General features: G+C 71.6%; 20 protein-coding genes. 12 read left to right on the top strand and 8 right to left on the bottom strand.

Annotated features, from left to right (window positions below):
• Positions 1-3: 3 nt before the first annotated feature.
• Genes P2Q00_RS46185 through P2Q00_RS46175 form a run of 3 tightly spaced genes read right to left on the bottom strand, consistent with a single transcriptional unit; the run spans position 4 to position 2,854 of the window.
• Complete coding sequence (locus tag P2Q00_RS46185) at positions 4-819, bottom strand: ABC transporter permease (RefSeq protein WP_275780868.1); 816 nt, start codon at positions 817-819, stop codon at positions 4-6.
• Positions 807-1,706, bottom strand: a complete 900-nt coding sequence (locus tag P2Q00_RS46180) for an ABC transporter permease (RefSeq protein ID WP_275780865.1) — start codon at positions 1,704-1,706, stop codon at positions 807-809. The genes P2Q00_RS46185 and P2Q00_RS46180 overlap by 13 nt, the downstream gene beginning before the upstream one ends.
• On the bottom strand, positions 1,703-2,854 hold the full coding sequence (locus tag P2Q00_RS46175; RefSeq protein WP_275780864.1) for an ABC transporter substrate-binding protein: 1,152 nt from the start codon (positions 2,852-2,854) through the stop codon (positions 1,703-1,705). Before P2Q00_RS46175 ends, P2Q00_RS46180 begins: the two co-directional genes overlap by 4 nt.
• 214 nt (positions 2,855-3,068) lie before the next feature.
• Between P2Q00_RS46175 and P2Q00_RS46170 the strand changes: the two genes are divergently transcribed.
• Both P2Q00_RS46170 and P2Q00_RS46165 read left to right on the top strand, forming a co-directional pair.
• Positions 3,069-3,809 (top strand): GntR family transcriptional regulator, encoded by a 741-nt coding sequence (locus P2Q00_RS46170; protein ID WP_275780863.1) that lies wholly within the window; start codon positions 3,069-3,071, stop codon positions 3,807-3,809.
• Positions 3,810-4,029: 220 nt separating this feature from the next.
• Entirely contained in the window at positions 4,030-4,275 is a 246-nt protein-coding gene (locus P2Q00_RS46165) for a hypothetical protein (protein WP_275780861.1), read from the top strand.
• On the opposite strand, the gene P2Q00_RS46160 is transcribed toward P2Q00_RS46165, so the two are convergent.
• Entirely contained in the window at positions 4,241-4,963 is a 723-nt protein-coding gene (locus P2Q00_RS46160; RefSeq protein ID WP_275780860.1) for an FAD binding domain-containing protein, read from the bottom strand. The genes P2Q00_RS46165 and P2Q00_RS46160 overlap by 35 nt on opposite strands.
• A gap of 169 nt (positions 4,964-5,132) precedes the next feature.
• Between P2Q00_RS46160 and P2Q00_RS46155 the strand changes: the two genes are divergently transcribed.
• Positions 5,133-5,831, top strand: coding sequence for a dienelactone hydrolase family protein (locus tag P2Q00_RS46155; protein WP_275780859.1), 699 nt, complete (start codon positions 5,133-5,135; stop codon positions 5,829-5,831).
• A gap of 48 nt (positions 5,832-5,879) precedes the next feature.
• On the opposite strand, the gene P2Q00_RS46150 is transcribed toward P2Q00_RS46155, so the two are convergent.
• Positions 5,880-7,094: a carbohydrate-binding protein gene (locus tag P2Q00_RS46150; RefSeq protein WP_275780857.1), complete on the bottom strand. Its 1,215-nt coding sequence runs from the start codon at positions 7,092-7,094 to the stop codon at positions 5,880-5,882.
• A gap of 180 nt (positions 7,095-7,274) precedes the next feature.
• Here P2Q00_RS46150 and P2Q00_RS46145 point away from each other — a divergent pair, with 180 nt between their 5' ends.
• Complete coding sequence (locus P2Q00_RS46145; RefSeq protein WP_275780855.1) at positions 7,275-8,933, top strand: tetratricopeptide repeat protein; 1,659 nt, start codon at positions 7,275-7,277, stop codon at positions 8,931-8,933.
• A gap of 10 nt (positions 8,934-8,943) precedes the next feature.
• Here P2Q00_RS46145 and P2Q00_RS46140 read toward each other — a convergent pair whose 3' ends face one another.
• The gene (locus tag P2Q00_RS46140) at positions 8,944-9,759 is read right to left on the bottom strand and encodes a PaaX family transcriptional regulator (protein ID WP_275780854.1); all 816 of its coding nucleotides are present in this window, start codon (positions 9,757-9,759) and stop codon (positions 8,944-8,946) included.
• A gap of 192 nt (positions 9,760-9,951) precedes the next feature.
• Here P2Q00_RS46140 and P2Q00_RS46135 point away from each other — a divergent pair, with 192 nt between their 5' ends.
• The 8 genes from P2Q00_RS46135 to P2Q00_RS46100 are packed head-to-tail and all read left to right on the top strand — an operon-like array spanning position 9,952 to position 19,880.
• Positions 9,952-11,484: an FAD-dependent monooxygenase gene (locus P2Q00_RS46135; RefSeq protein WP_275780853.1), complete on the top strand. Its 1,533-nt coding sequence runs from the start codon at positions 9,952-9,954 to the stop codon at positions 11,482-11,484.
• A complete protein-coding gene (locus P2Q00_RS46130) occupies positions 11,481-13,532 on the top strand; it encodes an acetate--CoA ligase family protein (protein WP_275780852.1) in 2,052 nt (683 codons plus the stop codon). Before P2Q00_RS46135 ends, P2Q00_RS46130 begins: the two co-directional genes overlap by 4 nt.
• An 11-nt stretch (positions 13,533-13,543) precedes the next feature.
• Positions 13,544-15,217, top strand: a complete 1,674-nt coding sequence (locus P2Q00_RS46125; RefSeq protein WP_275780850.1) for a (2,3-dihydroxybenzoyl)adenylate synthase — start codon at positions 13,544-13,546, stop codon at positions 15,215-15,217.
• Positions 15,207-16,295 (top strand): cupin domain-containing protein, encoded by a 1,089-nt coding sequence (locus P2Q00_RS46120; protein ID WP_275780849.1) that lies wholly within the window; start codon positions 15,207-15,209, stop codon positions 16,293-16,295. Before P2Q00_RS46125 ends, P2Q00_RS46120 begins: the two co-directional genes overlap by 11 nt.
• Complete coding sequence (locus tag P2Q00_RS46115) at positions 16,292-17,125, top strand: fumarylacetoacetate hydrolase family protein (RefSeq protein ID WP_275780847.1); 834 nt, start codon at positions 16,292-16,294, stop codon at positions 17,123-17,125. The genes P2Q00_RS46120 and P2Q00_RS46115 overlap by 4 nt, the downstream gene beginning before the upstream one ends.
• The gene (locus tag P2Q00_RS46110; RefSeq protein WP_275780845.1) at positions 17,122-17,820 is read left to right on the top strand and encodes a maleylpyruvate isomerase family mycothiol-dependent enzyme; all 699 of its coding nucleotides are present in this window, start codon (positions 17,122-17,124) and stop codon (positions 17,818-17,820) included. Before P2Q00_RS46115 ends, P2Q00_RS46110 begins: the two co-directional genes overlap by 4 nt.
• 20 nt (positions 17,821-17,840) lie before the next feature.
• Entirely contained in the window at positions 17,841-18,569 is a 729-nt protein-coding gene (locus P2Q00_RS46105; RefSeq protein ID WP_275780844.1) for an alpha/beta fold hydrolase, read from the top strand.
• Positions 18,570-18,617: 48 nt separating this feature from the next.
• The gene (locus P2Q00_RS46100) at positions 18,618-19,880 is read left to right on the top strand and encodes a PP2C family protein-serine/threonine phosphatase (protein ID WP_275780842.1); all 1,263 of its coding nucleotides are present in this window, start codon (positions 18,618-18,620) and stop codon (positions 19,878-19,880) included.
• Positions 19,881-20,054: 174 nt separating this feature from the next.
• On the opposite strand, the gene P2Q00_RS46095 is transcribed toward P2Q00_RS46100, so the two are convergent.
• Together P2Q00_RS46095 and P2Q00_RS46090 are read right to left on the bottom strand one after the other, a co-directional pair.
• Entirely contained in the window at positions 20,055-20,843 is a 789-nt protein-coding gene (locus P2Q00_RS46095) for an SGNH/GDSL hydrolase family protein (protein WP_275780841.1), read from the bottom strand.
• A gap of 33 nt (positions 20,844-20,876) precedes the next feature.
• Positions 20,877-21,881, bottom strand: a complete 1,005-nt coding sequence (locus P2Q00_RS46090) for a LacI family DNA-binding transcriptional regulator (protein ID WP_275780840.1) — start codon at positions 21,879-21,881, stop codon at positions 20,877-20,879.
• Positions 21,882-21,885: the final 4 nt, after the last annotated feature.

The raw sequence follows: 21,885 nt of genomic DNA, 5'->3' as shown, positions 1-21,885 counted from the left end.
GGATCATCCCCGGGACGAAGCGGTACGGGTCCGCCCGCCGACACCGGCGAGCGCGAGAAGCAGGGCCCATGTGACGAGCAGGCTGAGCACGGACACGGCGACGGACAGCTGGGCCTGGGAGCCGCCGACGCTGTAGATCCACACCGCGAACGGCTGGAAACCGAGCAGCTGGGCCACCGTGAACTCGCCGAGCACCAGCGCGAGCGTGAGGAACGAGGCGTTCAGCAGTGCACCGCGCAGATTGGGCAGCACGCTCCGCAGAAGGGCCTGCGGCCAGCTCGCGCCGCAGCTGCGGGCCGCCTCCACCAGCGTCCGCACGTCGATCGCGCGCAGCCCGGCGTCCAGCGACCGGTGCACGAACGGCAGCGCCATCACGACGTACGCCATGACCAGCACGAATGGGAAGCTCGGGTTCTGGACCGCCACGAACGTCTCGAACAGCGGGGTCCGCGACAGGTACTCAGGGCCCCACTTCAGCACGGTCGAGATCCCGGCGACGAACGCGATCGGCGGGACGACCAGCGGCAGCTGGCAGATCACCTCGACCACCGGCCGCAGCCGGGGCGCCCCGAGCCGCAGCGCCACCATGGCGGGCACCATCAGCAGCAGCACGATCGCGATGGTCGCGAGCGCCAGCTCCAGCGAGAGCACCAGGCTGGAGACGAAGCCGTCGGTGGAGACGATTTGCGAGTAGGCGTCGAAGGTGATGCCCTGCCCCGGAACGTCCACGGTGAAGACCACGGACGCGGCCAGCGGCACCAGGAAGTACAGCGCGGCGAGGCCGAGGACGACCCACCGCCACGGGTTCAGGCGAGCCATCGCGCACTCCGTCGTTGCAGGGGCAGATACACGGCCATCACGAGGCCGGCGACCAGGACCATGTCGAGGCTGAGCGCGAGCGCCACGTTCTCCTGGCCGACGAGCACGTTGCCGGAGATGGCGTCGGCGATCTGCAGGGTGACCAGCGGGACCGAACTGCCCACCATCGCCGCGGCGGTGGCGTAGGCGGCGAACGCGCTGCCGAAGAGCAGCACGAACCCGCCGAGCAGCGACGGCAGCAGCACGGGCAGGGCGACGTGCAGCCAGTACTGCACGGCCGTGGCCCCGTTGTTCTGCGCCGCCTCCCGCCACTGGGAGCGCAGGCCCTCCAGCGCCGGCATGATCGTGAGCACCATCAACGGGATCAGGAAGTACAGATAGACGATCACCAGGCCCCAGAAGCTGTAGAGGTCCCAGCCCGCGTCCGCGAGGCCCAGATGCCGCGTCAGTACACCGGCATTGCCGAGCGTGGCGACGAACGCGAAGGCCAGCGGGATGCCGCCGAAGTTGGCGAGCACGCCCGACGCGGTGAGCGCGGCGTTGCGCAGCGCCTGGAACCGCGAGGTGACCACGACCTGCGCGAGCGGCAGCCCGAGCACGGTGCCGATGCCCGCGGAGATCGCGGACAGCTTCACGCTGCCGATGAGGGAGGTCAGGTAGGCGCCCTGCAGCGAGGTCGTCAGGTTCTCGGTGCTGTACGAAGTGGCGCCGGTGGCCTGGTCCTTGACGGTGAACGCGCCGTTCAGCATGGCAATGGCGGGCACCCCGAAGGCGACCGCGACAAACACGAGCAGCGGGACGACGGCAAGCCAGCCGGGGACCCGGCGCCGCCGCTTCACCGAAGCGACCGGCGGCGCCACGTCCACGCCCGTGAGGGTGGCCGTCATCCGGAGACGGCCTTCGCCCAGCCCTGCGCAATGACCGTCTTGGCCTTGCCCTGCTGGGCCTCGGTCGGGAACGACGGCGTACCGGAGACCTTCGGCAGCTTGGCCGCGGCCGTCTTGTCGAGGGTGCCGGCCTTCTCCATGGCGGTCATCAGCGCCGGGCGGGCGTACCCCTTGAGCCACAGGTTCTGGCCCTCGGCGCTGTACAGGTACTCCTGCCACAGGCGGGCGGCCGCCGGGTGCGGGGCGTCCTTGTTGATGGCCTGGGAGTAGTACTGCGAGAACTGGCCGTCGGACGGCACCGACACCTTCCAGTCGACGCCCTTGGACTTGAACTCGTCCGCGTAACCGGCGTTCAGGTAGTCCCAGTCGATGCTGATCGGCGTCTCGCCCTTCTCGACGGTCGCCGGAGTCGACTCGACGGGCGTGTAGTTGCCGTTCTTCTTGAGCTTGCCGAAGAAGTCGAGGCCGGGCTGGATGTTGTCGAAGGAGCCGCCGCTCGCGAGCGAGGCCGCGTACACGCCGCCGAAGGCCGAACCGGACTTCGTGGGGTTGCCGTTGAGCGCGACCTGCCCCTTGTACTGCGGCTTGAGCAGATCCGCGAACGTCGTCGGACAGGTCTTGACGCGCTTGGCGTCGCAGCCGATGGAGATGTAGCCGCCGTAGTCGTTGTACCAGCGCGCCTGCGGGTCCTTCTGCCCGCTGGGGATGTCGCCGTACGAGGCCACCTTGTACGGCGCGAGCAGACCCTGCTGGGCGGCGCTCAGCGCGAAGGAGGAGCCGAGGTCGAGGACGTCCGGGGCGCGGTCCTGGCCCTTGCGGGAGGTCACGGCGTTGATCTCGTCCTGGCTGGTGCCGTCCGGGTTCTCCACCGTGATCTTGATGCCGTACTTCTTCGTGAAGCCGTCGAGCAGGGCGCCGTAGTTGGCCCAGTCGCGGGGCAGCGCGATGGCGTGCAGCGTGCCCTCCTTCTTGGCCGCCTTCACCAGGGCGTCGAGACCGCCGAAGTCGGCGGCGGACGTGGCGGTGGCGGCGTTCTTGCCGTCGGCGGTGGTCGACGCGTTGTCGGGAGCGGCGCCGCAGGCACTGAGGGCGAGTGCGGCTACGACGGCGAGGGAGCCGGCCAGGGCGGCTGTTCTCGGCTGGGACACGGTGACTCCAGAAGGGGGCGCAGGGGAGGACGCACAAGGCTGAGAACTTGTCTGAACAAGTTGGCCTCAGTAATGCCGCCTGTGGTGACCTCTTCGTAAACAGTGGCGAAATTGTGACCTCCCATTCCCTGCACAGTTCGAGGTAAGCGCGATCACCTGCCGGTCTCGATTACGCTGGTCACGCTGTGCACAGCAGCAGACTCGGAGGGAAACGGTGGCGACACGACACGAGGAGATCGCCGACGAGCTGCGGCGGGCGATCGACCGTGAGGAGTACACAGTCGGCAGCAGGCTGCCCGCCGAGACGGAACTCGCCGCCCACTACGGCGTCTCGCGCGGCACCGTCCGCCAGGCTGTCGCCGCGCTGACCGCCGAGGGCCTGATCGGCTCCCGGCAGGGGGCCCGCCGGGTCGTCCTGGCCAGCCGCCGCAGCCAGAGCTTCGCCGAACTGCGCAGCTTCGCCCAGTGGGCCCGCGCCATGGGCCGCGAGGCCACCGGCCGGGTCGTGGCCCAGGAGTACCTGCCCGCCACCGCGCAGGACGCCGCCCGTCTCCAACTCCGGGAGGGCGCACGGGTGTTGCACGTCCTGCGGGTCCGCGGCCTGGACGGCGAACCGGTCCTGGTCGAGCGCACCGTGTACGCCGACTGGATCTCACGCGCAGTCGAGCCGCTCGACGCGGACGCCCCGTCCGTCACCCAACTGCTCTTCGAGAGCACGGGCCTGGTCTTCGCATACGGCGAACACGTCATCGACGCGGTCGCGGCGAGCGCACAGGACGCCGAACTCCTCGGCATCCGCCGCACCAGCCCCCTGCTGCGCGTCCGCCGCGTAACGACCACCCGCGAGGGACGCCCGGTGGAGTGGTCGGACGACCGCTACCGCTCGGACGCCGTGAGCTTCAGCGTGCACAATTCGATAGACAACAACGCGCTGGCCCGCAAGACGGCGGAGTGAGGCATCAGGGGAGCGACGAGGCGGCCTGTCCGCCTTCCCCGACCCGGACACGACGACCGCCGGCAGCACCGCCTACTCGACGAGCAAACTGGCCGCCATCCATCTCGTCCACGAGTACGCCCGCCGCCTGCCGGCCGGTATCGACGTCCTCGCCTACAACCCCGGCTTCGTCCCCGGCACCGACCTCGCCCGCAATGTCGGCACCGTCTCCCGGTTCGCCGTGCGCCGCATCCTGCCGGCGCTGACCCTCACCCCCCTCGCCACCGGCCGCACGACCGCGGGCCGTCACCTCGCGGCCCTCGCCCTGGGCACGACCCCGGCACCCACCGGCTCCTACCTCGACCGCAGCCGGGTGACCCGGTCGTCGCAGGAGTCCTACGACCCGCAGCGCGAACGCGAACTCTCGGACGCCGCCGAGCGGTTCACCCATGTCACCGGCTGTCGGGGCGAGCCAGCAGATGGGTGACGTGCTCGCACACGGCTTCCCACGCCGCCGAGTGGAGTGTGCCGACCGGTGTGTCCCCCAGAGCGCCGATCGCCGCTTCGGTCCCGGCGTGGCAGGGGACATCGTCCGTGAGTACGTCGTAGCCGTCCCGGACGGCGACGTGCAGGCGGTCCGGCCCGCCGCCCTGGGCGTGCACAGCGGCCGCGACGACGAACGGCGGTGGGCCGCCCGCGTCGCCGGGCAGCTTGCGGTAGCTGCTGGCCAGCGGTTCGCGCCAGTGCAGGCTGAGCAGGAGGTGGTGCTTGGCCAGGACCTCGGCGAGGTCGGTCTCGTAGACCCGGTCCTGGTCCAGAACCGTCGCCCGGGCTTTGAGGACCAGCGCGGCGGGCAGCAGACAGCGCAGCGTGCTGCCGACGAGGTTGCCGCCGACGGTGGCCGTCCGGCGCACCGCTCCCGTCCCCACCGCGGCAGCCGCATGGCGCAGCACCTCGGGCACGCGTTCGTCGACCCGGTTCAGCACCACGGCGGCGCCCAGCGCTCCGTGCCCGATGACATTGGCCTCCGGCAGGCTGCGCAGCGACATGGCCTGTTCGGGGAACCCGTCGCGTTGCCAGCCGGCCCAGATCAGCGTCGCTCCGCCGACGGGTACGGCTCCCTCGGCGAGGCACTCCTGCGCTTCGGACACGGACTCGGGCAGACGTAGCAGCACGGGAGCCGACCTGCTTTCTCGACGACTTGGAGGCGGGCATGGCGCATTTTCCCCACCTGCGTGGAGGCGCGTACAGGGCTCACTGATCTACCGCGTGCGCCCCCTCCGCGGCGCCGCACCGGATCTTCGGGGGAGGATGAGACGTCCGGAGCGGAGAGGTGCCGTACAGGTGAGGAACGCAGGAGCAGTGCAGCGCAGCGAGTCCGCGCTGATCGTGCGGCACGCGCCGCCCGAGGCCGTGGCCGGGGCGATCGTGACGCTGCACGGCGGCAGCGAGCTGAGCCGTCGGACGGCGCGCCCCTGGCAGCTGGCCGCGCTCCGTATGCACCCTGTCCTGCGGGCCGCCGCGGCGTCCGCGCCCCCGGACGTCCTGCTCGGGCAGGTCCGCTACCGGCACCGGGGCTGGAACGACGCCGACCCCGCCCAAGACGCGCTGCGGGCGCTCGACGAACTCCAGCGGCTGGCGGGAGCCGTGCCCACTGTCCTCGTGGGCCATTCGATGGGAGCCAGGGCGGCCTTGCGGGCCGCGTCGCACCCGCTGGTGTCCGGCGTGCTGGCGCTGGCACCGTGGTGCCCGCCCGAGGATTCCGCCCGCCACCTCGACGGCGTGCGCCTGCTGGTCCTGCACGGCGACCACGACCACGTGACACCGCCCGCCGAGTCGGCGGACTACGTACGCAGGGCCCGGGAGGCCGGGGCCCGCGCCGGCCTGGTGCTGGTCCGGGGCGGAGACCACGGGATGCTGCGTCGCAGCGGTGACTGGCACCGGGCCACCACAGAGATCGTCGCCCGGATGCTCAAGCCGGACAGAGACACCGAGGGGCTGGCCGCGAGGGCCTGCGCGGCGGACGGCGCCGTCCACCTGTAGCGGGGACGGCGCCGTGAACCGGCGGGCCGGTTCAGCCGGGGACGACGGTCAGCAGGCGCCCTCGTCCTGCCAGGGGCCCCAGTCGGTGGCGGCCGGCGTCTCGTTCTGGGTCCACCACTTGGCCTTCCAGTTGTGCTTGTTGTACGAGGCCTCGTCACCGGCGGTGTAGACGGCGCTCGAACTCCAGGCGGCCTTGCACGCGGTGGGTGTCGGCGTGGGCGTCGGTGTGGGGGTGGGAGTCGTGGACGGCGGCGTGGCGCCGGCGAACTTCACCGAGTACTTCGCGAAGTCCCAGGAGTTCTGCGCCACGCTGGAGCAAGTGCCGGAGGTGCGCCCGCCGTTGTCGGGCGGGGTGCACTGGCGGTCGCGGTTGAGGGACCAGAAGGTGAAGCGGTCCATGTTGTGGCCGGTGGCGTAGTCCAGCACGGTCTGGAAGTCGGCTTGCGTGAACATCTCGCCGCTGTCACTGCGGCCGTTCATGCCGGAGAAGCCCTCGTGCGCGTACGCCGTCGCCTGGTCCCAGCCGAAGGTCGACTGGAGGATGGAGTTGAAGTTGGTGAGCGCGCTCGTCTGCGAGGCCGCGCCGTTGAAGCCGCCGTCGAACGGCATGATGGAGAAGTTGTTCGGCGTGAAGCCCTGCGACTTCGCCTCCAGCAGCATCTGCTTGCCGAACCAGCCGGTGCCGTCGGCCGTACCGGCCGTGGTGACGGAGACGTACAGGCCGGGGTTGTTCTGCTGCAGGATCTTCGCGGCGCCGATCTCGTTCTTGATCGCCGCGGTGTTCTCGTACTCCGGCTCCTCCAGGTCGAAATCGATCGCGTGCAGGCCGTACTTGGTGATGACCTGCTGGTACGCGGCCGCCGTCGCCGCCGCGTCCGAGCAGGTCTGGCCGAGCTTGGTGCCGCCGTATCCGCCGATGGAGACGGACACGTCGCCGCCCTTGCCGCGGATCGTGTCGATGAGGGACTGGACGGCGGTGTCCGAGGAGACCGGGGCGGTACCGCCCCAAGTGGGGGAGCAGCCACCGCCGTTGGGGGCGAGGACGAAGGCGAGCTGGAAGGCCTTGAGGCCGGTGGCGTCCATGATGGCGCCCGGGTCCGGCGGGTCGTTGTCGAGGGGCATCAGATAGGGGGCCGCCGCGTACCAGCGGTTGCTGAGCGCGGTGGTCGCGCCCGAGGCGTTGCCCGCCACCAGGGCTGTGGTTCCTGCGGCGGTGAGTCCTACGGCGGCGGCTGCGCCCAGACATGCACGAAGACGTCTCACGGTGTGCCTCCGATGGGGGTGGGGGAGTGCCCCAGCTTCCTGCTGGACCGTGACCGCGTCCATGCTTTGGACTAGACCAGACGGCTTCTTGGTCTAGACCATGCAATTCCTTTGCGTTGTACCTGTCAGGTGCGGAGTGGGACTTGTGTGTTATGGCCGGTGTGGGGTAATTCGTGAGTGGTGGACTACTACGACCTCGGCAGCCACGGCCGGCGCGTGACGACCTCGTCGTCCGAGGCGCAGATGTGGTTCGACCGCGGACTGAACTGGACCTTCGCCTTCAACCACGAAGAGGCCGTGCGCTGCTTCGAGGCCGCCGCCGCGGCGGATCCCGGCTGCGCCATGGCCGACTGGGGTGTGGCCTACGCGCTCGGCCCCAACTACAACAAACCCTGGGAGTTCTTCGACGAACAGGACCTGGCCCGGACGGTGGAGCGCACCCACGCCGCCGTGGAGCGCGCGCACGCCAAGGCTGCCGGCGCCACGCCTGTCGAGCAGGCGCTCATCGACGCCCTGCGCGCCCGCTACCCGCAGCAGCGCGCCCGGGCCGTCGAGGAGTGCTCCGTGTGGAACAGCGCCTACGCCGACAGCATGCGGGCCGTCCGCCGACTGGCCCCCGACGACCTCGACGTGGCCACCCTGTACGCCGACGCCCTGATGAACCTCACGCCCTGGCAGCTGTGGGACATCCGCACCGGCAAACCTGCTCCGGGCTCGCGCACCACCGAGGCCAGGGCGGTGCTCGAACGGGCGCTCGCCACGGAGGCGGGCGCGGGGCATCCGGGCCTGCTGCACATGTACATCCACCTGATGGAGATGTCCCCGACCCCCGAGATCGCCCTGCCGGCCGGTGACCGGCTGCGCGGTCTGATGCCGGACGCCGGACATCTGCAGCACATGCCGTCACATCTGGAAGTCCTCTGCGGCGACTATCGCCGGGTCGTCTCCGACAACACCACGGCGATCGAGGCCGACGAGAAGTTCCACGCCAGGGCCGGGGCGATGAACTTCTACACCCTGTACCGGTGCCACAACATCCACTTCAAGATCTACGGTGCGATGTTCCTCGGCCGCTTCCGGGACGCGATCGACACGGTGCACCGGCTCGAAGCGGCCGTGCCCGAGGAACTGCTGCAGGTGCAGAGCCCGCCGATGGCGGACTGGCTGGAGGGCTTCCTCGCCATGCGGGTGCACGTGCTCATCCGCTTCGGCCGCTGGGACGACATCCTCGGCCTTCCGATGCCGGCCGATGCCCGCCTGTACTGCGTGACCACGGCGATGCTGCACTACGCGCGCGGTGTCGCGTTCTCCGCCACGGGCCGGACCGACGAGGCCGAGGCCGAACGCCGGCTCTTCCATGATGCGGTCGCCCGGGTCCCGGAGACTCGCATGCTGTTCAACAACACCTGCGCGGACATCCTGGCGATCGCCTCGGCGATGCTGGACGGAGAGCTGGAGTACCGCAAGGGAAACCACGACGCGGCGTTCGCGGCACTGCGCCGGTCCATCGAGCTGGACGACGGTCTTCCGTATGACGAGCCGTGGGGCTGGATGCAGCCCACCCGGCACGCCTACGGGGCACTGCTCCTCGAACAGGGCCTGGTAGCGCAGGCCGAGGCCGTCTACCGGGCCGACCTGGGCCTCGACGACACCCTGCCGCGTGCCCAGCAGCACCCCGCCAACGTCTGGGCCCTGCACGGCTTCCACGAATGCCTCGTGCGGCTCGGCAAGCACGGCGAGGCGCAGATCATCGCCCAGCAGCTGAAGATTGCCACGGCGACGGCGGACGTGCCCGTCGAGGCGTCCTGCTGCTGCCGTCTGGAGACCCACCCGGGCTAGGGCCGTACCGCTACGGCCGGGCGCCGGGGCGCGAGCCGGCCACGTCGTCGTAATACGACTCGGCCGAGGGGCCGAGGAGTTCGTGGGCCTCGAGGAACATCTCGTGCGCCTCATGGCCCACCCAGCCCGCCGGGAGGAGTTCGGTCGGCAGATCCGGGTCGCGGAAGGGGAACTTGCGGTAGTCGTACGTCAGCCGCATGCGCTCCACCAGCGCCTCCTCGGGGCCAAGCGCCCCGGCCCGGTAGGACGGCATCCGGACGCGATACGTCCGCAGCAGCTCCCGGTAGTCCTCGTTGAGCGCGGCGAGATCCCAGCTGCGCGCCGCCATCTCACGGTCGACGGGCAGCCCGCCGGACTGGCAGCGCAGGGTGTCCAGGCGTACGGCCGGCTCGTCCGCGAACCTCTCCCGGACCTGCTGCAGCCGGTCGTGCGGGGAGACGTAGGTGGACGGCGCCAGCGGGCCGAAGCCCAGCCAGGCCAGCTCCTTGCGGATGTGGTCGCGTACGGCACGCTCGGACTCGGGGACCGAGTAGATCACCATGTACCAGTGCCGGTCCCAGTCGGACGGCGCCCGGTCGAAGATCCGTGAGCGGCCCTCGTCGAGGAGCTGGAGGCTGCGCTTGTTGAGGGCGTAGAGCGTCTCCCGGCCCTCGCGCCGGACGTCGAACCAGCCCTCCTTGCGCAGGCGCGCCAGCACCACCCGCACCGTGCTCTCCCCGACACCGAAGCAGCCCATCAGTGTGCTGAGGGTGCGCAGCCGGGCGGCGCCGCCGCGGTAGCGGACGTAGTCGCCGAACAGGTCGAAGACGATCGATCGAGGCTTCACGGAACCGACTATGTCACACGGACGGCCGTCGCGAGGATGACCGATCGAGCCGAGGAAACCCCTGAGGTGCAGGGATTCCGGGGATCCGACGACGAGAGAAAGCGCAACAAATTATTGACGCCCGTACATCCATTGACACAGGATGCTTTCGGGCCTGAGTCTGGGCCTGTACTCGAGGTGGAGGCAGGAGCCATGGTTTCTCGGATCGCTTGTGTGGGAGGCGGCCCCGGCGGGCTGTTCTTCGCGGCGTTGATCAAGCAGGCCGATCCGTCGGTCGAGGTGACCGTCTTCGAGCGCAACCGCGCGGAGGACACCTTCGGCTTCGGCGTGGTGTTCTCGGATGCGACGCTGGCCGCGATCCATGCGGCGGACCCCGTCCTGCGCACGGCTCTCGCCGAGTACGGCCGGCACTGGGACGACATCGAGGTACGGCTGAAGGGGCAGCGGATCCGTTGCGGCGGCAACGGCATGGCGGCCATCACCCGCAAGACCCTGCTCCAGCTGCTGCACCGGCGGGCCGAGGAGGTCGGGGTCGAGCTCCGCTTCAGCCACGAGGTCCCCGCCGACCCGGCCGAGCTGGCCGGCTACGACCTGATCGTGGCCGCCGACGGCGCGAACTCCCGCTTCCGCGACCGGCTCGCCGACGTGCTCGTGCCGGAGGTGGAGGTCGCGACCGCGAAGTTCATCTGGTTCGGCACGGACTACCTCTTCGACGGCCTGACCTTTGTGCACGAACACGGCCCGCACGGCACCTTCGCCGTCCACGGCTACCCGATCAGCGACAGCGTCAGCACCTTCATCGTCGAGACCGACGAGGCGTCCTGGCGCAGGGCGGGTCTCGACGAGTTCGACACGGCGCAGCCGCCCGGCCCGAGCGACGAGAAGAGCAAGGCGTACCTGGAGAAGCTCTTCGCCGAACAGATCGACGGCCGTGAACTGCTGGTCAACAACTCCCGCTGGGGCAACTTCCGCACCCGGCGCACCCACCGCTGGCACAGCGGCAACGTCGTCCTGCTCGGCGACGCCGCACACACCGCGCACTTCTCCGTCGGGTCCGGAACCAAGATGGCCATGGAGGACGCCGTCGCCCTCGCCGACAGCCTCCTCGCCCACCGCGACGACCTGCCCGGCGCCCTGGAGGCGTACGAGTCGGCTCGGCAGCCCTCCGTGGAGAAGATCCAGAACTCCGCCCGGCCGAGCCTGTCCTGGTGGGAGCACTTCGGCCGCTACCACGACGCGTTCGAACCGACCCGGTTCGCCTTCCACTTCATCTCCCGCAGCATCGGCAAGGAGCGGATCGCGCGCCGCGATCCCGGCTTCGTCGACCAGGTCGTACGGGACTGGCGGGCCGCACACGACGGCCACGCGCCCTTGGACACGCCGCTGCGGCTGGGGGAGCGGGAGTTCACCGGGCGCCGGCTGACCGGGGCCGACCTTGCGGCATTGCGCACCGAGGCGGGCTTGCTGTGGCTCACCGCACCGGACAGCGAGGCCCAACTCCCGCAGATCTACGACCAGTTGGGCGACACCTTGACCGGTGACACACCCCCGGAACTGGTCGCCGTACAGGGCGGAACCCCGCTCACCCGGTCCCTGCTCGCCGAACAGATCCGGCTGGTGCACGGCGTGCCCGCGCTGATCGTGGAGGACGGGCTGGACGACGACCGGGCCGAGACGCTGCTGCTGTCCGGGCGCGCCGACCTGGTGGGGCGGGAGCAGGCATGAGCACGCACCTGACCCCGTTGTTCGCGCCCGAGGGCGTGGTGGTGATCGGCGCCTCGCGGCAGAGCGGAAAGCTGGGCGCCGCCATGGCCCGCTCGCTGGCTACCTTCCCCGGCGCCCGCGCCCTGGTCAACGCCCGGCGTCCGCAGCCCGGCGAGGGCGTGTACGCCTCCGTCGCCGACGCCGCCGCACACACCGGCGGACGGCTCGACCTGGCCGTCCTGTGCGTGCCCGCGGCCGGCTGCGCGGATGCGCTGGCCGAGGCGGCCGCCGCCGGCTGCCGAGCCGCGCTGGTCTGCGCCGGCGGCTTCGGCGAGGCCGGTGCGGAGGGCGAGGCGTACGCGGAGGCACTGCGCCGCGTCGCCCAGGACACCGGGGTGCGGCTGCTCGGACCGAACACCTCCGGCTTCTTCGCCCCGCACTTGGGCCTGACGGCCAGCTTCGTGCCCGCGGCCGGGCAGCTTCCGGCCGGGGACATCGCGGTGGTCGCGGCCAGCGGCGGCGTCAACCACGCCCTGGCGTTCGACCTGGTCGCCGCCGGCAACGGGATCAGTCTCGGCGTCGGCCTCGGGGCCGGCCTCGACGTCACCGCCGCGGACGTCCTGGAGCACCTCGCGGGCGACGGTCGTACGACGGCCGTGGCGCTGCATCTGGAGACGGTTCCGGACGGGCCGCGGCTGGTGGCGGCCGTACGGCTGCTCGCCGCCGTCAAGCCGGTCGTGGCCCTGGTCGTCGGCCGCACGGACGTCGGGGACTTCGCCCGCTCGCACACCGGAGCGCTCGCCACCTCCTGGCGCACGACACGGGCCGCGCTGCGGCAGGCCGGGGCCGTGGTCGTCGACGACGAGCGGGAGATGGTGGACGCACTCACCGCCCTCTCTCGCATCCAGCTGCGCCCCCACCCGGACCCGGGACTCGGCCTCGTGACCGCCCAGGCCGGCCCCGGGCTGCTGATCGCCGACCGTGCGGGTACCGACGGCATCCGCATGCCGGAGCTGGCCGCGGCCACCCAGGACGCCGTGCGCGAACTGCTGCCCCCGCTCACCTACCAGCGCAACCCGGTCGACACCGGCCGGCCCGCCGAGACCTTCGCCCGCGTCCTCGCCGCCACGGCCACGGATCCGCAGGTGGACCTGCTCGCCGTCTACGCCCTCACCGAGCCGGACAGCGTCGACCTGGCCTCGGCCGCGCAGGACGCCGGTCTCGGTGCGGACTCCCCGGCCGTGGTGATCGTCGGAGGCCTGCCCGAGGACGTCGCCGAACAGCGGGCGCGGCTGCACAAGGCCGGGATTCCGGCACTGACCGGACCGGCGTCCGCCGCAAACGCCGTACGGGCATTGGTGGCGCATGCCCGGCAGCGGGCCCTGCCCACCGAGGGGGCCGGGCAGGAGGCGACCGCCTCCGTGCCGACCGGGCCGCTGGACGAGGACGCCGCCAAAACGTTTCTCGCGGAACTGGGCATCCGTACCCCCGAACGCGTCGCCTGCGACACCCGCGCCGAGGCCCACTACGCCCTGCACCTGCTCGGCGGGCCCGTCGCCGTCAAGGTGCTCGACGCCGCGATCCTGCACAAGACGGAGATCGGCGGAGTCCACCTGGGCGTACGCACCCCCGACGAACTCGACGCGGCGCTGGACGCCATCGGACCCGACCGCCGCTACCTGGTCGAGGCCATGGCCCCGCCCGGCGTCGACCTCGTGCTCGGTGTGCGCCGCGATCCCGTGTTCGGGCCGGTAGTCCTCGCCGGGCTGGGCGGCACGGCCGCCGAGGCCCTCGCCGACGTGGCGATCCGGCTCGCCCCGCTCTCCGCCGCCGAAGCCGCCGGAATGCCCGGCGACCTGGCCGCCCGCGCCCTGCTCGACGGCTGGCGGGGCGGGCCGAAGCTCGACCGCGCCGAGTTCGGGCGGGTCGTGTCCGCGCTGGCCGCCGCCCTCGCCGCGAGCCCCGGCACCGCAGAGATCGAGATCAACCCGCTGCGGCTCACCGCCCACGGACTGATCGCCCTGGACGCCGTGATCGTCCCCACCGCTTCCCCCGCACAGGACCGCTAAGGAGAACGACCATGTCCAGGCCGAGCAGCAAAGGCGCTGTGCCCTGGCCCGAGGAGTACGCCAGGCGCTACGCCGACAAGGGCTACTGGGAGGGCCACACGATCGGCGACCGGCTGCACACCGTCGCCGACGCCACTCCCGACGCCCTCGCACTCGTCGACGGCGACCGGCGGCTGACGTACCGTCAACTCGCCGAGCGGGCGGACGCAGTGGCGCTGCGGCTGGCCGCGCTCGGGCTCCACCCGGACGACCGGCTGGTGGTGCAACTCCCCAACACCGCCGAGTTCGTGATCCTCACCTACGCCTGTCTGCGCCTCGGCGTCATCCCGGTGATGGCGCTGCCCGGACACCGCAGACACGAGGTCGGCCACCTGGTCGAGCACAGCGAGGCGGTCGCCGTCGCCGTCCCCGACCTCCTCAAAGGCCACGACCACCGGGCGATGGCGTTCGAGATCGCCGAGGACTCGCCGACGCTCCGGCACGTCCTCGTCCTCGGCGACAAGGTCGGCGACGACGCCGTGGACCTGCGGGAGCTGTGCGCCGCACCAGCCACGGCCGGGGACCGGGCCGCCGTCGACGCCCATCGGCCCGACAGCCGCTCGATCGCCGTCTTCCTGCTCTCCGGCGGCACCACCGGGCTGCCCAAGCTCATCGCCCGGACACACGACGACTACGTCTACAACGCCCGCCGCAGCGCCGAGGTCTGCGCATTCGGCCCCGACACCGTGTACTTCGCCGCCCTCCCGCTCGGCCACAACTTCCCCCTCGCCTGCCCGGGCCTGCTCGGCACACTGCTGAACGGCGGCCGCGTGGTCCTCGGCTCGCCCAATCCGGAGAAGGCGTTCCCGCTCGTCGAGCGCGAGCGCGTGACCGCGACAGCGCTGGTCCCGGCCATCGCCCAGCGCTGGCTGGACCACCACCAGGAACATCCCGGGAGCGACCTGAGCTCCCTGCGTGTTCTGCAGGTCGGCGGCTCCCGGCTCGCCGACCACGTCGCCCGCCGCATCCGCCCCGAACTCGGCTGCACCCTCCAGCAGGTGTTCGGCATGGCCGAAGGCCTGCTCAACTACACACGCCTGGACGACCCGGAAGACGTCATCTGCACGACCCAGGGGCGCCCCATGTGCGCGGACGACGAGCTCCTCGTCGTCGACGAACTGGGCAACCCGGTCCCCGACGGGACCCCGGGAGTGCTGCTCACCCGCGGCCCGTACACCCCGCGCGGCTACTACCGCGCCCCGGAACAGAACTCCCGCGCCTTCACCGCCGACGGCTGGTACCGCACCGGCGACATCGTGCGGCTGCTGCCCGACGGCAACCTCGTCGTCGAGGGCCGCGACAAGGACATGATCATCCGGGGCGGGGAGAACATCTCCGCGGAGGAGATCGAAAACTTCGCCTACCAGGCTCCCGGCGTGGCCCGTGCCGCCGCCGTGGCGATGCCCGACGACCGACTGGGCGAGCGCGTCTGCCTCTACGTCGTCCTGGAACCGGGGCACACGGTGACCCTCGACGACATCCACCACGTCATGGAGGGCGCGGGCGTCGCCCGGTTCAAGTTCCCGGACCGGCTGGTGACGGTCCCCGAACTCGCCGCCACCAAGGTCGGAAAGATCGACAAGAAGGCCCTGCGCGCCGACATCGCGCACCGCCTCGACGCCGAAGGAACCCCAGATGACCACTGACTCCGTGATCGCCCCGGAGGAGACGGACCCCGAACTGCGCAAGCTGTACGACGGCTTCGCATCCGCAGGTCTCATCCCGCTGTGGACCGAGATCGGCAACCTCATGCCGCTCACCCCGCAGCCCGAGGCCGTCCCGCACATCTGGCCGTGGGAAACCCTCCTCCCGCTCGCCCGCCGGGCCGGCGACCTGGTGCCGGTCGGGCGCGGCGGCGAGCGCCGCGCGATCGCGCTCGCCAACCCGGGCCTGCCGGGCCGGCCGTATGCAACTCCCAATCTGTGGGCGGCGATCCAGTACCTCGGACCGCGCGAGGTCGCCCCCGCGCACCGCCACTCGCAGGGCGCCTTCCGGTTCATCCTGGAGGGCCAGGGCGTATGGACGGTCGTCAACGGCGACGCGGTCGAGATGCGCCCCGGCGATCTGCTGCTCACCCCGTCGATGCACTGGCACGGCCACCACCACGTCGGCGACGCGCCGATGGTCTGGCTGGACGGCCTCGACATCCCGCTCGTGCACCGACTCGATGCAGGGTTCTTCGAGTTCGGCGAGGACGGCGTCTCGGACCGCTCGACCCCGTCCCGGTCGCGCAACGAACGTCTCTGGGGTCATCCGGGCCTGCGCCCCATCTCGGCGCCCGAGAGCCCCAACTCCCCGCTCATGGCCTACCGTTGGGCCGACACCGACGACGCCCTCACCGCCCAGCTGGAGCTGGAGGACGAAGGACACCCCGGCGTCCTCGAACCCGGCCACGCCGGTATTCGCTTCACCAACCCCGCCACCGGTCGCGACGCCCTCGCCAGCCTGCGCACCGAGATGCATCGCCTGCGCCCGGGCACGGCCACCGCGACCCGCCGCACGGTCGGTTCCTCCGTCTGGCAGGTCTTCCGCGGCAGCGGCACCGTGACCCTCGACGGCCAGGTGACCGAGGTGTCCGAGGGCGACCTGATCGCCGTCCCCTCCTGGTGCGCGCTGACCATCGCCGCCGACACCCGGCTCGACCTGTTCACCTTCAACGACGCGCCGCTCTACGAGGCGCTGAACCTCCACCGCACCGAAACCACCGGGAGCACGACCGCATGAAGCTCGCCACCATCCGCACCGCCGACGGCACGGCGGCCGTCCGCCTCGACGGCGACCGTGCCGTGGAGACCGGCGCCCCCGACGTCGCCGCCCTGCTGCGTCGCCCCGACTGGCGTACGGCCGCGGCCGCAGCCTACGGCCCGGCGCATGACGTGGCCGCCCTCGACCTCGCCCCGGTCGTCACCACCCCGGCCAAGATCTTCTGCGTCGGTCACAACTACCGCACCCACATCGCGGAGATGGGCCGCGAGATGCCGTCATATCCCGCCCTGTTCGGCAAGTTCGCCAACGTCCTCCTCGGCGCCCGCGACGACATCGTCCATCCGGGCGAGACGGAGCAACTGGACTGGGAGGCCGAACTCGGCTTCGTCATCGGCTCGCGACTGCGCCGCCGGGCCGGCAAGGAAGAGGCGGCGGCCGCGATCGCCGGATACACCGTCGTCAACGACATCTCCATGCGGGACTGGCAGTGGCGTACCCCGCAGTGGCTGCAGGGCAAGGCGTGGGAGGCCAGCACCCCGGCCGGGCCCTGGCTGGTGACCGGCGACGAGATCGACGACGCGGCCGACCTGGAGATCCGCTGCGAGGCGGACGGCGAGGTCATGCAGCGCTCGCGCACCTCCGACCTGCTGTTCACGCCGGCCGACATCGCCGCGTACATCAGCACGTTCACCACGCTGGAGCCAGGCGATCTCATCCTCACCGGGACGCCGGGCGGGGTCGGTGCGGCGCGCGATCCGAAGGTGTTCCTGAAGCCCGGCCAGGTCGTGCGGACTGTCATTGAAGGCCTCGGGGAGTGCGTGAACACCGTGGTCGAGGACAAGCCGTGAGAGTCCTCGAATGGGTCGGGGAGGGACAGCGGCGACTTGAACAGACCGTCGACGCGCTGCCGTTGACCGCTGTGGCCGAACCGTCTGCCCTGCCCGGCTGGACCCGCGGCCATCTCCTCACCCATCTCGCCCGCAACGCCGACGCTCTCGTCAACCTGTTGACCTGGGCACGGACCGGAATCCGTACGCCGATGTACGCCTCGCCCGAGCAGCGTGGCGCCGACATCGAGGCCGGCGCGGGCCGCCCCCTCGCCGAACAGCGGACGGACGTACGGGAGTCCGCCGCCCGCTTCCGCAAGGCCGCAGAGGCGCTGACCGACGACGCCTGGTCGGCCACGGTCGTCAGCGGGCAGGGCCGCGAGATCCCGGCGTCGCAGGTGCCCTGGCTGCGGGCCCGCGAGGTCTGGATCCACCTGGTCGACCTGGACGTGGGCGTCGGCATGGAGACACTCCCGCCCGACCTGGCCTGGGCCCTCGTGCAGGACGTGGCGGGCTGGATGTCGGCCCGCATCGGCGAAGGCGTCGGCGCTCAACTCACGGCCGACGGCTTCGGGACGGTCGCACTCGGCACCCCGTCCTCCGGCGTCACGGTCTCGGGACCGCCGTACGCCCTCGCCACCTGGCTCACCGGCCGGGACGGCAGCGAAGAACTTCATGTCACAGGTGAACTCCCTGTGATTCCACGGTGGTTGTGACTCGATCAAAGGAGATCGACATGAGCGAGACCTTCGTCCTGGTGACCGGCGCCTGGCACGGCGGCTGGGCCTGGCGCCCCGTCGCGGGCGAACTGAGAGCGGCCGGACACCAGGTGCACACCCCGACCCTGGCCGGGCTGGGAGCCGACGACGACCCGCGCGGCGTGACCCTGACCGACTGTGTGAACAGCCTCGTGGAGTACGTCGAACGGGCCGGGCTGAACGACATCACCCTGGTCGGACACAGCTGGGGCGGCTACGTCCTGACCGGGGCGGCGCCGAAGCTCGCCAGCCGGATACGGCGCCTGGTGTTCTGGAGTGCGTTCGTGCCGAACGACGGCGAGTCGCTGATCGACGCGTGCCCGCCGCACTACGGCGAGATGTTCCACGCCCTGGCGGCCGCCTCCGGCAATGACACCGTGACACTGCCCCTGGAGGTCTGGCAGCAGGCGTTCATGCAGGACGCCGGTGAGGAGACCCAGCGGACGGTGCACTCCTTGCTCGTCCCACAGCCCCTGGGCACCTTTACCGAGAAGCCGGACACGACGGCATTCACCGCCCTCGACATCCCCACCGCCTACATCCTCTCCACCGAGGACCACTCCCTTCCCGGCGAATGGGCCTGGGCCGGCCGCTTCCCGCAGCGGCTCAAGAACCCGCTGGTCATCGAGGTGCCGGGCAGCCACGAGGGATGCTTCACCCGCCCCGCCGAACTCGCCGACGCGTTCGGCCGGGCCTGCGCCGCATAAAACGACCCGCGCGGTGCATCTCGCACCCGCATTTGTCACGATTTATAGGTGTTCGGTGTCGCGCGATTGATCCGCTCGCTCCGCGGTCCCGCAGCGGAGGACTCGACCACGCGCGCGGCTTCGTCCGGCCCGGAGGCCGACGCGCCGATCGCGGCGGGGACGCTGCGGGCGGCGCTGGCCGGGATCGGCACGACCCTCGACGAGGAGACGACCTGCGCAGAGCTGACCCGGGTCGCCTCCGCACGGTTCAGCTGCTCGGCCGGAGTCATGCGGGTCCACGGAGCGACCGTCACGGGCTACGAGACGGTCGCCGGGGACGCGGACACCCTGCCCGATGCCCGATGGGCCACGGCCGTGGCCCGGGACACGGTGTCCGAATCGGTCGACGTATGGGGGGAACAGCGCATCGCCTACCCGGCGGCCGGCCCGGTGCAGGCCGCACTCTGTGTGCCCCTGGCCACCGGCGATGACCACTACGGCATCCTGGTCTGCGCCCGGGAGGGCGGCCCCTTCACGCGCACCGACGCGGAGCTCTTCGCTCTCCTGGCGGAACGCGCCGCCTCGCACATACGGCACGCCCGGGAGTACGCCGCGGTGAGCCGGACCGCCGGAGACCTGCAGCGGGCCCTGCGCGCCGAACCCGGACGGCCGCACCCGAACCTCGACGTGGCCACCCGCTACCTGCCCGCGGGCAGACGCGCCCTCGTCGGCGGCGACTGGTGCGAAACCGTACGGCTGCACTTCGGACGCACCCTGCTGGTCGTCGGCGACGTCATGGGACATGGCGTGGAAGCCGCCGTCGACATGACCGCCTACCGCTCCGACCTGCGCGCACTCGCCATCGCCGACCTCCCGCCGCACCGCATCCTGCGCCAGCTCGACGAGATCGCCGCGCGCGAACCGGGCCGCAGACCGGCCACCTGCCTGATCGCCCGGGTCGACCCCGTGCGCGGTCAGATGACCCTGGCCGGCGCCGGTCATCTGCCGCCCGTCGTGATCAGCGGCCGGGGCGAGACGTCGTCGCTGCCGGTGCCGGTCGGGCCGCCCCTGGGCACCGGACTCGGCGGCTACGAGGCCGCCACGTACGACCTGGACGAGGCGCAGACCCTGCTGATGTTCACCGACGGACTCGTCGAGCGCCGCGGCGAGGACATCGACGTGTCCCTGGACCGGCTCGCCCGGATCCGCTTCGCGCCCTCGGCCGGAGTCGAAGGCGTCCTGGACACCGTCCTCGCCCGGCTGGCCGCGGGGCACAACGAGGACGACGTGGCGGTCCTGGCCGCCCGCTCCCGCCACGTCGGACGCCGCTGAGCGCTCCGCTCGGAGCGCGGTGATACACCTGCGGGCCGGTGGGGGCTGGTCGCGCAGTTCCCCGCGCCCCTTACGGGGCGCGGTACCGCAACGGACTTCGCCAGGGCCCCTAGGCCTGTCCGGTGGATCAGCTCGGCGTCGCGGGCCTCGAACGTCCCACTGCACAAGGGCAGTTCAGGCCGCCTGTCGCGGCGTCACGGGGCTCGGCTCCGGTCTCTTCGCCGCAAATCCGTCTCCCGGCGCATGGCCGCGCAGCCGTCGCCACAGCCAGGGCCCGACGTGGTCCACGGCCCAGCGCACATCGGCCCCCACGGCGCGCAGGACCGGGACGGGGGACAGCGGAGGCAGCGGCTCGGCCCAGTCGTCGTGGCCCGGCAGCCCGAAGGTGTGGGCCATGCCGGCGGCGATCCGGGCGTGCCCGAGCGGACTCGCGTGCAACCGGTCGTCGCTCCACAGCCGCGGGTCGGCCGTGAACGGGTGCGGGAAGACGTCCAGGACGGCAACGCCGTGCCGTGCCGCGAGGACCCGCAGACGGACGTTGAGGTCGAGGATCCGGGGCCGTACCCGGCGTGCGACCGGTGACACCTTGCCCAGGTCCGGGAAGGTCATGGTGGCGACGCGGGCGCCCGACGCGGTCAGACGGGCGAACGTCTCCTCGATGTTCGCCGCGACCGCCTCGGGGTCGTAGCGCGGCCGTACGACATCGTTCATGCCCGCCGTCACCGTCACCAGGTCCGGGTGCAACGCGAGCGCGGGACCGAGCTGATCGGCCCTGATCTGCGCACTGGTCTTGCCGCGCACCGCGAGGTTGCCGTAGGTGAGACCCGGCTGCGCCTCCGCCAGGATCTCGGCGAACCGGTCGGCCCAGCCGCGGTGCCCGCCCGCCGGGCCCGGATCACCGATGCCCTCCGTCAGACTGTCGCCGATCGCGACGTAGCGCAGAAACGGATGTGAAACGGTCATGCCGCGTGAGTCTATCTGCGGTTCACCCGGAGTTCAGACCCGCACGGTCGAACCCCGCTCCCGCATCCGCGGGGCACACAGCACCCGCTTCCTGCGCACCCGCTTCCCCTCGATCGCCGCCACCGTCAGCCGTGCCGCCTGAGCCGCGATCTCGCTCAGCCCCCAGTCCACCGTGGTCAGCGGCGGCGTGAGCACCCGCGACACCGGATGGTCGTCGAAGCCGACCACGGAGACGTCCCGGCCCACTTCCAGGGAGTCCTCCGCCGCGGCTGCATACACCCCGTACGCCAGCGAGTCCGAGAAGCAGAACACGGCCGTCGGTGAGTGGCTGCCCTGCAGCACGCGGCGCGCCACCGCCGTCGCCTCGCCCAACTCCTGCGGACAGGGCACCAGTTCGGCCCGCAGCCCGAGCCGCCGGGCCGCCTCGCCCACATACACGTCGGCCGGCCGGTCCGGTGTGCTCGGGTGGGTCGGGGTCAGGACGGTCACCCGGCGGTGGCCGAGCGAGTGCAGATACTCCAGTACGGCGTCGATGCCGGCCCGGTTGTCGAAGATGACCTGCCCGGCCGTGCGGGCCCGGCTCAGCGAGTCGCCGACGGCCACCACCGGCAGCGCGTCCGCGATCGCGGCCCAGCCCTCCGCCGAGGGGTCCACGGGAGACACCAGCAGCGCGTCGACCCGCTGATCGCGCAGCTGCTTGGCCAGGACCAGCTCGCGGTCGGGGTCGCCGCCCGCGTCCAGGATCAGGGCGTAGCGGTCGCCGGCCAGCAGTTCCCGGCCGATGGCCGCCATCAGCTGCTGCTGCCACAGGTCCTGGAGGTCGCCCGCGAGGACCCCGACCATGCTGGTGCGGCCGCTGGCCAGGGCGCGGGCGATGGGATCGGCCTCGTAACCGAGCTCGGCCGCGGCCCTGCGCACCCGTTCCTCGGTCTCCTTGGAGACATGTTTGCCGCGCAGGGCGTAGGAGACGGCTGCGGTGGAGAGGCCCGTGGCCTCGGCCACCTCCCGGAGGGTGGTGCGCTTATTGGGCCTGGCCATGCCG

It is taken from the genome of Streptomyces coacervatus, assembly GCF_029223485.1.
GTDB classification, from domain to species: Bacteria; Actinomycetota; Actinomycetes; order Streptomycetales; family Streptomycetaceae; genus Streptomyces; species Streptomyces coacervatus.
Note: the sequence above shows the minus strand (reverse complement) of the source record. Positions and strands in the feature narration are given on the sequence as shown.

What these genes read in the sequence shown, in the direction of transcription:
- P2Q00_RS46185 (WP_275780868.1), bottom strand. Translation starts at nt 819, where the DNA reads ATGGCTCGCCTGAACCCGTGGCGGTGGGTCGTCCTCGGCCTCGCCGCG.
- P2Q00_RS46180 (WP_275780865.1), bottom strand. Translation starts at nt 1,706, where the DNA reads ATGACGGCCACCCTCACGGGCGTGGACGTGGCGCCGCCGGTCGCTTCG.
- P2Q00_RS46135 (WP_275780853.1), top strand. Translation starts at nt 9,952, where the DNA reads ATGGTTTCTCGGATCGCTTGTGTGGGAGGCGGCCCCGGCGGGCTGTTC.
- P2Q00_RS46130 (WP_275780852.1), top strand. Translation starts at nt 11,481, where the DNA reads ATGAGCACGCACCTGACCCCGTTGTTCGCGCCCGAGGGCGTGGTGGTG.
- P2Q00_RS46125 (WP_275780850.1), top strand. Translation starts at nt 13,544, where the DNA reads ATGTCCAGGCCGAGCAGCAAAGGCGCTGTGCCCTGGCCCGAGGAGTAC.
- P2Q00_RS46120 (WP_275780849.1), top strand. Translation starts at nt 15,207, where the DNA reads ATGACCACTGACTCCGTGATCGCCCCGGAGGAGACGGACCCCGAACTG.
- P2Q00_RS46115 (WP_275780847.1), top strand. Translation starts at nt 16,292, where the DNA reads ATGAAGCTCGCCACCATCCGCACCGCCGACGGCACGGCGGCCGTCCGC.
- P2Q00_RS46105 (WP_275780844.1), top strand. Translation starts at nt 17,841, where the DNA reads ATGAGCGAGACCTTCGTCCTGGTGACCGGCGCCTGGCACGGCGGCTGG.
- P2Q00_RS46095 (WP_275780841.1), bottom strand. Translation starts at nt 20,843, where the DNA reads ATGACCGTTTCACATCCGTTTCTGCGCTACGTCGCGATCGGCGACAGT.
- P2Q00_RS46090 (WP_275780840.1), bottom strand. Translation starts at nt 21,881, where the DNA reads ATGGCCAGGCCCAATAAGCGCACCACCCTCCGGGAGGTGGCCGAGGCC.